The 6574-nt window shown below is 56.6% G+C and carries 6 protein-coding genes; 5 read left to right on the top strand and 1 reads right to left on the bottom strand.

Features of this window, described 5'->3' with window-relative positions; all coding sequences use genetic code 11:
• Positions 1–234: 234 nt before the first annotated feature.
• Positions 235–1092, bottom strand: coding sequence for a MurR/RpiR family transcriptional regulator (locus K5905_RS24225; RefSeq protein ID WP_297588819.1), 858 nt, complete (start codon positions 1090–1092; stop codon positions 235–237).
• A gap of 119 nt (positions 1093–1211) precedes the next feature.
• Between K5905_RS24225 and iolG the strand changes: the two genes are divergently transcribed.
• From iolG to K5905_RS24200, 5 genes are all read left to right on the top strand, one after another.
• Complete coding sequence (gene iolG / locus K5905_RS24220; RefSeq protein ID WP_297588818.1) at positions 1212–2210, top strand: inositol 2-dehydrogenase; 999 nt, start codon at positions 1212–1214, stop codon at positions 2208–2210.
• 171 nt (positions 2211–2381) lie between these two features.
• Positions 2382–3506 (top strand): Gfo/Idh/MocA family oxidoreductase, encoded by a 1125-nt coding sequence (locus K5905_RS24215; RefSeq protein WP_297588817.1) that lies wholly within the window; start codon positions 2382–2384, stop codon positions 3504–3506.
• Between the two features lie 182 nt (positions 3507–3688).
• Entirely contained in the window at positions 3689–4306 is a 618-nt protein-coding gene (locus tag K5905_RS24210; RefSeq protein ID WP_297588816.1) for an NAD(P)H-dependent oxidoreductase, read from the top strand.
• Entirely contained in the window at positions 4306–6201 is a 1896-nt protein-coding gene (locus tag K5905_RS24205) for a monovalent cation:proton antiporter-2 (CPA2) family protein (protein WP_297588813.1), read from the top strand. Before K5905_RS24210 ends, K5905_RS24205 begins: the two co-directional genes overlap by 1 nt.
• A gap of 38 nt (positions 6202–6239) precedes the next feature.
• The coding region (locus K5905_RS24200; protein WP_297588812.1) for a DsbA family protein at positions 6240–6574 on the top strand (335 nt) is incomplete at its 3' end.

Here is a 6574-nt window from a genome sequence, read left to right as displayed (position 1 = left end):
GTACAAAACGCTCACCATCAGCAACAGCAGGCGCGCTCAATCCCGTAAATGCAATGGCTGCAGCAGCCATCGCAAACAATGTCTTCTTCATAAAATCCTCCCAGATTAAATGCTGTCTTGCGCAGGCGGACCAAAATGTGCGCCCTGCACAAATCGAGGCGGCCATGGATTGTCATGGCTGCTTTTGGAATATAAATTCCATTTTGGTTTTATTGCAACAGATTTTTTCTAAAATTAGGAAGATTGGTTGCGGCGCGTGCCGACCGACACGGCCAAAGCTATAGCCAGTGAGAGACTTGCCGACAGGGCTCGAAAGTCACCGACGTCAAATTCCGAAACAAGCAGCTGAATTGCCTTGATGCGCGCGAGCGGACTGGTGACGACATCGGTTATGGCAACGATATCCGCGCCGATTGCCCGGGCTTTTGTGGCCAGTTCGAGAGTCAATTCGGTGTAAGGTGAAAAAGTGACTGCGATGACGGCATCGTTGGGCCGGATCAGATGCTCCATGTTGATATTGGCGATACCGGAATGAAGCACTGCCGGAACGTCCATTTTTTCAAATGCATAGGCCAGGTAAGACGTGACCGGAAACGCCCGTCGAAAGCCGATCATGTGTATGGTTTCCGCTCTGGCAAGCACATCGACTGCCTCCTGCAGAGCCTTTGCATCCACACTTGTCATGAGGTTTTCAAGAGAGGACCGGCCCGCTTCGACGAACTCTGCAAGCAAGGCAGTGGGAGATTCGGCGCCCTGTTCCCTCAAATTTGCCAGGCGGGTAGCATAATCAGGCCATTTCTGGGAATAATCGGAGCGGAAGAGTTTTTGCATCTGGGAGAAGCCTGAAAAACCCATTTCCTGGCAGAAGCGCATAACGGCCGAGGGTTGAACGTCAGCACCTTCGGCAAGTTCTGCCACTGTGGAAACAGCAACGCGGTCGGGATTGGATGCTATGAAGTCAGCAAATTGTTTCAGCCGCTTGGGAAGTTGATCTGCCGTGCTGCCAAGGCGCTCGAAAAAGGCCTCCGTCGTCTCCGGTGCCGTGCTGTTGGTCGCTTGGGAATCAGGTGTCCCTGGCCTGGCTTCAATCATTGTGTTCTTCTTTTCCCGCTTGACACATTCCGTGGAAAGTGATTTTGGAATTTTTATTCTAATTTGGCAAGCCGCCGGTTACAGCCGCGCGGACCCTCGGTCATCCGAAAGGAAGTTCAATGGCAATCCAAGTCGCTCTTTTGGGAGCTGGTCGTATCGGCAAGGTACACGCAAAGGCGGTTGCTGCAACGGAAGGCGCGACGGTCGTTGCGGTTGCCGACGCATTTCCCGAAGCTGCCAGTGCGCTTGCCGAGACCTATGGCGCCCGCGTGAGCTCTATTGACGAAATCGCGTCCGCACAGGATGTCGATGCCGTGATCATCTGCACGCCGACAGATACCCATGCGGATCTGATCGAACAATTCGTCCGTGCGGGCAAGGCTGTTTTCTGCGAGAAACCGATCGACCTGTCTCTGGACCGGGTAAAGTCCTGTCTGGCGACGGTTGAAGAGGCCGGCGGCACTTTGATGCTCGGCTTTAACCGCAGGTTCGACCCGCATTTTCAGGCCGTTCGCGAAGCAATTGACGAAGGCCGTATCGGCGAAGTTGAAATGGTGCAGATCACATCACGTGATCCCGGTGCCCCGCCTCCGGCCTATATTCAATCGTCCGGTGGCATCTTCCGGGACATGACCATTCACGATTTCGACATGGCCCGGTTTCTGCTCAGGGAAGAAGTCACGACGGTTTATGCGACGGCTTCCGTCCTGGTTGACCCGGAAATCGGCAAGCTTGGCGATTACGACAGTGCGATGGTTGTGTTGACGACGGCCTCGGGCAAGCAATGCTCCATCTCGAATTCCCGCCGCGCCACCTATGGCTACGACCAGCGGATCGAAGTGCACGGATCGAAAGGGGCGGTGACCGCGGAAAACCAGCGTCCGATCGCCATCGAGGTTGCCACTGAGCAAGGCTATGTAAAGCCGCCACTGCATGATTTCTTCATGACGCGTTACACGGAAGCTTATGCGGCGGAAATCGCCTCATTCGTGAAGGCCATCGAAAGCAAGGTCGCACCGCATCCCAACGGCGATGACGGATTGAAGGCCCTGGCGCTTGCGGAAGCCGCACTCAAGTCCGTTGCTGAACGCCGTGCTGTCGGCATGGATGAAATCTAAGACGACTGACCGGCCCGAAGAGGCAAAAGTGCCACGCGCTCCGACGGGCCGGACAGATGTTTTTGAAATAACGCTCGATTTTTCGCAGGAGACCTGACGGGTCTTCACAAGAGAAAAACGCGCGAACGATAAAGACCCTCAGAATTGAGAATTAAGCTGGAGGACCGGGCAATGAGCAGCCTCGGTGTTGGACTGATCGGTACGGGATTTATGGGCAAGTGCCACGCGCTTGCCTACGGTTCGGTAAAAGCTGTCTTTGGTGACGTCCCGGATATCCGGCTGGAGGTTCTGTGCGACGTTCCCGCCGATAAGGCGGACATGTTTGCGAACCAGTTCGGTTTTGCCAGGGGAACTGCTGACTGGAAGGACCTGATCGTGGATCCCAAGGTCGATATTGTCTGCATCACGACGCCGAACAAGGTCCACAAGGAAATGGCCATGGCGGCGCTGGACGCCGGCAAGCATGTGCATCTTGAAAAGCCGATGGCGCTGACGCTGGACGATGCCGAGGCAATGCTTGAATTGTCGGAAAAGACCGGTGCCAAGACAATAGTCGGCTACAACTACCTGCAGAATCCTGCCTTCAGACATGCTCAGAAACTGATTGCCGATGGCGCGATAGGCCGGGTCGTGCATTTTCGGGGGGCTGTCGACGAAGACTATCAGGCCGACCCGAATCTCGCCTGGACCTGGCGCGCGACCAAGGCTGATGCCGGACTGGGAACGCTCGGGGATCTTGGCTGTCATCTGATATCGCTTGCGACTGCCCTGGTCGGGCCCGTCGAGAGCCTGATCGCTGAAACCAGAACCGTCCATGTCACCCGGCCGGTGGGCGATGGATCCGAGGAGAGAAGGGAAGTTGAAAACGAGGACATTGCTTCAGCGCTTCTGACTTTTGAAAACGGAGTTCACGGCGTTGTCTCGACGTCTCGCAGCGCTTGGGGACGCAAGAGCTATATTGGCTTTGAAGTGCACGGCACGGAGGGAATGATAACCTTCGATCAGGAACGGATGAACGAACTGCGCCTTTATCAGAACAAGGGACCGCTTGCGGAACAGGGCTTCAAGACATTGCTCTCCGGGCCCGCCCATCCGCCCTATGGTCATTTTGTTCCTGCGGCGGGGCACCAGCTTGGCTTCAACGATTTGAAGGTGATCGAGGCACGTGAACTCCTGCGCGCCATAGAAGAAGATCGCCAGGCTTTGCCCTCATTCAGGGATGCACTGCATTTCGAACAGGTCATTCATGCAATCGCCGAAGCCGGTGAAGAAGGTCGCCGGGTTCGGTTGAAGTAGTATTTTCGGTCATTTGAGTGGCAGGCGGAGGATTGTTCAAGATTCGAGAACGGTTCGGTTTGCTGCGCTGCTCTTTTGAAGGCTGGAGCAGAACCCTATAAAGCAATAAACAAGCAGCCCGGTTTGCCAGCAGAAGCTGGCGGCCCTGGCTGCATGGCTGATTGCTAAACCAGGGGGCACTCTTGGCGAAAGTTCTGGTACTTTTTGCTCATCCCAGACCGGACCGGTCGGAGGTGAATTTTCCGCTCTTCGAAACCGCCAAAGGCGTCCAGGGGGTTACCGCAGTCGATCTTTACGCGGACTATCCGGACTTCAACATTAATGTGGATCTCGAGCAGGCGCGGCTTGTCGAGCATGACGTCGTCATCTTCCAGCATCCGCTCTACTGGTATTCCGCGCCCTCGATCATGAAGGAATGGCAGGACCTGGTTCTTGAACATGGCTTTGCCTATGGCCTTCACGGGCATGCGCTGGACGGCAAGAGCTTTCTGAACGCCATTTCGACAGGCGCGAAGCCGAACGCTTACTCAAAGGACGGAATGAACCATTCGGACCTGCGCAGTCTGCTGGCTCCGTTCGAGCGAACGGCGGATCTGTGCGGTATGCGTTATCTGGCGCCTTTCGTGATGTTCGGGGCCGGGCGGGCGATGGAAGAAAACCGGCTGGATGTTCACCGCAACGCCTATGACGATCTGCTAAAGGCGCTGGTTGCCGATCGCTTCGATCTGAAAAAGGCGGCAAAAGCAAATTATCTGACGGATGTTCTGGATGATTTCATTCTGAAAGGGGAGGCCGTCTGATGGGGCTTTTAAGCGACGCTTTCGTCTATCTGTGCGCGGCCGTCATCGCTGTTCCGATTGCCAATCGGCTGGGCCTCGGGTCCGTGCTCGGCTACCTGATAGCTGGTGTCTTTATCGGTCCAATTCTCGGCATCGTCGGATCGGAAACAACCGAAGTTCAGCATTTCGCAGAGTTCGGTGTCGTCATGATGCTGTTTCTCGTCGGGCTGGAACTGCAGCCGGCCATGCTCTGGAAAATGCGTCAGCAGCTGATCGGTCTCGGCGGATTGCAGGTGGCGGGCACAACTGCGGTGTTCGCGGGTGCCGGGTTGATATTCGGGCTTTCCTGGCAAAGCGCACTTGCGCTCGGCATGATCCTGGCGCTGTCCTCCACCGCGATTGTTCTGCAGACTCTCAATGAAAAGGGGTGGCTCAAGACGCAAGGCGGGCAGAGTTCCTTCTCGGTTCTCTTGACGCAGGATATTGCCGTGATCCCGATGCTGGCGGTGCTGCCACTGTTGGCAATTGAACATGGGAACGGCCATGGCAACGCGGGATCGGACGGGCATGGCGAGACAGCCGCCCATGGTGGTGAAGCTCTGGCTTCGTTGCCCGGTTGGGCGCAGGCGCTGATCATACTCGCCGTTATCGCTGCCATTATCATCGCCGGTCGGCATCTGCTCAGGCCCATATTCCGCTTTATCGCGGAGGCGCATTTGCGGGAGATTTTCACAGCAACCGCCTTGCTTCTGGTGATCGGCATTGCGCTCCTGATGGACTTTGTCGGGCTGTCGCCGGCGCTTGGAACCTTTCTCGCAGGAGTGGTCCTTTCCGACAGCGATTATCGGCACGAACTGGAAAGCGATATCGAACCCTTCAAGGGGCTGCTCCTCGGCCTGTTCTTCCTGACCGTCGGCGCCGGGATCGATTTCGACCTCTTGTTCGGAGCTCCAGTGATGATCTTCGGGCTGGCGCTCGGCCTGATGCTGGTAAAATTCGCGCTGCTGTTCGCGCTTGGAACAGTTTTCAAGCTTTCCGGGCCGGACCGATGGCTGTTCGCTCTCGGGCTGGCTCAGGCCGGTGAATTTGCCTTCGTGCTCTTCGGCTTTGCCGGTGGTGCGGGCGTCCTGGAGCAAAACCTGTTGCGGACCATGACACTGGTCGTCGCGATCTCGATGCTGTTGACCCCTGCACTGTTCATTTTTTATGAAAAGGTCGTTGCTCCGAGAGCTGCTGCGACGTCGGACAGGGCCCCGGATGTCATCGACAGCAGGGGGCGTGTCGTCCTCGCCGGCATGGGGCGGTTCGGTCAGATCGTTGCCCGTCTTTTAATGGCCAGCGGCTATGACGTGGTGATCCTGGATCATGATCCGCAAACCATCGACAATCTGGCACGGATCGGGGTGCGCACATTCTACGGTGATGCGACGCGGCCCGATCTTCTGCACGGAACCGGACTTGGCGAGGCGGATCTGTTTGTGGCCGCCATCGACGATCGGGACAAGCAGACCATGGTGGTTGAGCATGTCGCCAAAACCTATCCGCACGTTAAAATCCTTGCCCGGGCACGAGATCGTCACCATGTGTACGAACTTGAGAATGCCGGGGCGGATATTGCCGAGCGGGAGGTGTTCGAAGGTGCATTGACGCTTGGCAGAGAAGCTCTGATCGCGCTGGGGGCGCATCCCTACAGGGCGCGGACCAAAACCAAGGATTTCCGCAATCACGATCGGGCGATGCTGGATGAATTGCGGGAGAACTATAACGACGGTGGTGTCGACAAGTCCTATATTGACGCGATGCGCGCGCATTCGGAAACGCTGTTGCAAATCATGCGCGCCGAACGTGGCGAGGAAGGTCACGACCGTACGGAACGGGGATGGAACCCGCCACCAAAGGGCGATGCCACGCTATAGTGAGAGTTGGTACCTGGCAGCGCCGGAAAGAGGAATTCATGAGTGAGCTGAACGATCTCAACCTGGACGATGTTCTGCAGATCGACATCGTCTCCGACGTTGTTTGCCCGTGGTGCATTGTCGGCTTCAGGCAGCTTGAACAGGCAATTGAGCGCACCGGTGTTTCGGCAGCGATCAAGTGGCACCCGTTCGAGCTCAATCCGGACATGCCGGCGGAAGGTGAAAACCTGCGTGAACACATCATGCGCAAATACGGTTCGACCGCCGAACAGTCCGAGGCGGCGCGGGATCGCCTGACCGAGCTTGGCAATGGACTTGGGATCGACTTCCGGTTCTCCGAGGACATGCGCATGGTGAATACGTTCAAGGCTCA

The sequence above is a fragment of the Roseibium sp. genome (genome assembly GCF_025698965.1).
Lineage (GTDB): Bacteria > Pseudomonadota > Alphaproteobacteria > Rhizobiales > Stappiaceae > Roseibium.
The sequence above is the reverse complement of the archived record's forward strand: the minus strand, read 5'-3'. Positions and strand labels throughout refer to the sequence as shown.

Coding starts and splice junctions, on each gene's coding strand:
- K5905_RS24225 (WP_297588819.1), bottom strand. CDS start 1,092: ATGATTGAAGCCAGGCCAGGGACACCTGATTCCCAAGCGACCAACAGC.
- iolG (WP_297588818.1), top strand. CDS start 1,212: ATGGCAATCCAAGTCGCTCTTTTGGGAGCTGGTCGTATCGGCAAGGTA.
- K5905_RS24215 (WP_297588817.1), top strand. CDS start 2,382: ATGAGCAGCCTCGGTGTTGGACTGATCGGTACGGGATTTATGGGCAAG.
- K5905_RS24205 (WP_297588813.1), top strand. CDS start 4,306: ATGGGGCTTTTAAGCGACGCTTTCGTCTATCTGTGCGCGGCCGTCATC.